A 3702-nucleotide genomic window follows, 5' to 3' on the forward strand; every position below is an offset into this window, starting at 1 on the left:
ACGAAATTCTAAAACCGAGGATAACCATGAAAAAAATAAAAGAATTATCAAGATACTACTATATAGGATTAGTCATTGGCTATTTTACTAAGAAAGATATCCTTACTTGGGCAGATCGAATGATTGCAGAAAATGAGCAGTTTCCATACGAATTGATTGAGATTTCCTTGTCTGGTAACAAACCCTCGGTAGATATAGCATCGAAGCTCAAACAGATATATGGAGAAGAGATATTACAAGAACCCCTTTATCAACTGTTAGGAGAACTAGTAAATGATTTTGAAACCGAGAGAACTACAGAAGAAGAATTCTTTACTTATCTATCTAGCTTGCATTATCAAGAAAGTGAGATTGTTTTAGATGAAGATCTATCGGACTCGTTAAATCGGTTAGATGATGCCTATTATTTAGCCTTGGAAGGAATATATGGAGACGTAAAGATTGTTTGTGAAGAAGCAGTAAACGAACTAAGTAAATATAAAGAGCATATAGGGCGAATTAAAGAATAGCAGAACTCCGTCTAACATAATATTCATGCTGCGGGCATACGCCCTTGATCCGGCATTCGCCGGATACTCGACATGCGTCGAGTCGTGAATATAGGAACGTTATACGTAATACCGGAAAAACATATTTAAAAACTAGACCAGATAAAGAGTTAATTGATTTAACCTTTTGAGTTATACTGTGAAGTAAGAATGGGAGGCGATTCATCATGAGCCTGGAACAAAAATTGATTAACGACTTTTTATCTTTACCCCAAGAAAAACAAATAGAAGTCATTGATTTCGTAGAGTTTCTAAAGACAAAAAATGCATCTCAAACCGAATCTATGATGGACGACATCATTAACGAGAATTTAGAAGCGCTTAAAGAACTCGCTAAATGAAATCGATTACGATTGACCAATTGCTGATCTATCATCAAAAGATCATGAAGGTAACGGGTGGGGCGGATGGAGTTCGAGATCAAGGATTGCTGGAAAGCGCATTGAGTAAAGCTGAACAGACCTTTGGTGGCGAAGAATTGTACCCAGGGCTAACAAGGAAAGTTTCTGTCGTGACGTTCTCCTTAATCAAAAACCATGGATTCGTGGATGGAAATAAACGTATTGGAATAGCGGTTATGCTACTTTTGCTTCGATTGAATGGGTATTCTATTCGATATAGTCAAGATGAACTCGTTCAATTAGGATTAGGAACAGCAGAAGGAAAATTAAATGAAAAAGATATTGAGGAATGGATGATAAGGCATCGGGAATGAAGCTCGGTGTCTTATTCTATATCTGCTTGAATATTTAAAGAAGACCGGTACTACGTATAACATCATATTCACGCTGCGGACATTCGCCCTTGATCCGGCATTCGCCGGATACTCGACATACGTCGAGTCGTGAATACGGGAACGTTATACGAACATGAAATACGACGGAAGAACAAGGATAGGGAAAGCATGAAGAGAACGGGAAGTGGGTTCACGCGAATCTTGGATTAGAAGTGTAGAAGCGCCAAAGAGTGTACGTTTCCATACGGAAACTGATCCATGAATAAGGAATGCGGATTGACTGAAGGAGAAGGTGCGCTTCCGTCCGGAAGCAGACTGGATGTGAGTTTGCGGGAGAAAGCAGAGAAGCCCGTCGATTTCACGACATCTAACAAAATATTCACGCTGCGGACATTCGTCCTTGATCTGGCATTCGCCAGATACTCGACATACGTCGAGTCGTGAATACGGGAACGTTATATGTAATCCCTATAAGAGCATAAAGATCAAATTACTATGGAGTGATTTATATTGTGGGATCCAGAATCATGCATTTACTTATCGGTCATAAAATTGCCGAAAGATTAAATATTGAAGATAGAACTTCGTTTTTACTAGGTAGCGTTGCTCCAGATGCGGTTGCGACAAAAGACGAGTCTCACTTCTACAGAGGCGAACATCAGAACTTTACAAGGCATATAGACTATCAAGAATTTTTAGATAAGTACGACTCGTATTCAAATAACAAGTATGTACTCGGTTATTTTGCCCATTTAATTGCAGATGAACAGTGGATGAAGGGATTTTATATGCCTTGGTTGAGAAATCGAATGGAGGAAGATCCGGGAGTTTATCCACTTTACCATAATGATTTTAAATTACTGAATGGAAAGTTGTTAGAGCATTATGGATGTACGGATGAAATGAGAAATGCAATCCTAAATAAAGCCAGTGAAGTTATGGATTTGGATGAAGTAAAATCTCGTGATGCACTCGAATTCGTTCCTCATGTATTAGGAGATATGGAATATAAAGAACAAGACGCAAATGGAGCACTGAATGTCTTTAGTTTTATACAGATCAAAGGATATATCGAAACATCAGTAAATGTGGGAATAATGAATTTAAAGAAATATATGTGAGTAAGAAGAATAGGACCATTAGCGGATTCAGAGGAGACACGGACAACATCTAACATAATATTCACGCAGCGGACATTCGTCCTTGGTCTGGCAGTCGCCAGACACTCGACATGCGTCGAGTCGTGAATACAGGAACGTTAGCTGAAATAATTTGAAATCAAAACAGAGGGGGAAATAATATAATGGATTCAAAAGACTTATTTTTGAAGATAATTGATACAGGTACAAAAATAAATAATTATTTCGGCGGAATGTTAGAAACTACAATCGAATATGCTCCATATATAGGTAGGATGGTACAAACGGTTAAAATTAATCGTGTAGTACGAAGAATGAAAGAACATGAAAATAAAATTGATAAGATAGCTAAATTGGCAGCAGATTCGTTATTGACGTCTGAATACATTAGCGAGAGAATTTTTCCTATAATTTTTTGCGATCTATTTGAAGAACATGAAGAAGCTAAGATAAATTTAATTCTTAACGGCTTCGAAAATGTATTTATTGAAGAGAACAGCAACGAATCTGTAATAATAAATTTTTACGATACATTAAGAACATTGAGATATTTTGATTTAAAGAGATTATTTTATTTTGCAAATACTATAGATGAAACAATTAACTATTCTGAAGATAGCGATGTACATGCTATGACAAGAAGCGTCAATAAGAAATTAGAAAATATGGGTTTAATAAATGTGAGTAAAACATGGAATGATCTCGATAGCGGAGATTCTGACAAAGACAGAGAAGATATCAAAATCAGTTTGTACGGGCAAAGCTTTTTGAATTTTATTAAAGAATCAGAATGACTAGATGAACTCGAAGAAGAGAATTACATCAGCTAACATAATATTCACGCTGCGGACATTCGTCCTTGGTCCGGCAGGAACCGGACACTCAGCATGCGCTGAGTCGTGAATACGGGAACGTTATATGCAACCTGAAAGAATGGAAAACCATGAGGGAAAGAATAAGATTACGAAGCGCCGAATTCCCGATCGGCGTTTTTTGTTTAGGATAAAAATTGAGAATCAAAGGATATTACAGATCTAAAAATGATAAAGTCTGAGGTCCGGATTTGAAATCGGAAGCACGGTGTCGCTTCGGATCAGGCGGATAAAGAAAAGAAGTTTGAAAAGCATGTTAAACCAATAGGAACTTGAAAAAGATAGAGGAAAAGCTAAAAAACCAATGGTGAAAGACAGAAAGAAAGCATAGAATTGAAGAAGGAAAAGATCGAATAAGATTAATAAAATTTGGAAGAGAACAGGCAGCATATAACAGAATATTCACG

General features: G+C 37.0%; 5 protein-coding genes. All 5 read left to right on the forward strand.

The annotated features are described in order from the left end of the window. Positions 1-509, forward strand: a 509-nt coding sequence (locus WKI47_RS04205; RefSeq protein ID WP_340225919.1) for a hypothetical protein, incomplete at its 5' end; no start/stop codon positions are given. Between the two features lie 206 nt (positions 510-715). Further along, a complete protein-coding gene (locus tag WKI47_RS04210) occupies positions 716-889 on the forward strand; it encodes a hypothetical protein (protein ID WP_340225920.1) in 174 nt (57 codons plus the stop codon). Next, positions 886-1263, forward strand: a complete 378-nt coding sequence (locus tag WKI47_RS04215; protein WP_340225921.1) for a type II toxin-antitoxin system death-on-curing family toxin — start codon at positions 886-888, stop codon at positions 1261-1263. The genes WKI47_RS04210 and WKI47_RS04215 overlap by 4 nt, the downstream gene beginning before the upstream one ends. A 533-nt stretch (positions 1264-1796) precedes the next feature. After that, positions 1797-2405 carry a zinc dependent phospholipase C family protein gene (locus tag WKI47_RS04220; RefSeq protein WP_340225922.1) on the forward strand — a complete coding sequence of 203 codons (609 nt, stop codon included), beginning with the start codon at positions 1797-1799 and terminating at the stop codon, positions 2403-2405. Between the two features lie 182 nt (positions 2406-2587). Then, positions 2588-3217 (forward strand): hypothetical protein, encoded by a 630-nt coding sequence (locus WKI47_RS04225; protein WP_340225923.1) that lies wholly within the window; start codon positions 2588-2590, stop codon positions 3215-3217. The last annotated feature ends 485 nt before the right edge of the window (positions 3218-3702 follow it).

This window comes from Saccharibacillus sacchari (assembly GCF_037722395.1).
GTDB classification, from domain to species: domain Bacteria; phylum Bacillota; class Bacilli; order Paenibacillales; family Paenibacillaceae; genus Saccharibacillus; species Saccharibacillus sacchari_A.

What these genes read in the sequence shown, in the direction of transcription:
- WKI47_RS04210 (WP_340225920.1), top strand. Translation starts at nt 716, where the DNA reads ATGAGCCTGGAACAAAAATTGATTAACGACTTTTTATCTTTACCCCAA.
- WKI47_RS04225 (WP_340225923.1), top strand. Translation starts at nt 2,588, where the DNA reads ATGGATTCAAAAGACTTATTTTTGAAGATAATTGATACAGGTACAAAA.
- WKI47_RS04215 (WP_340225921.1), top strand. Translation starts at nt 886, where the DNA reads ATGAAATCGATTACGATTGACCAATTGCTGATCTATCATCAAAAGATC.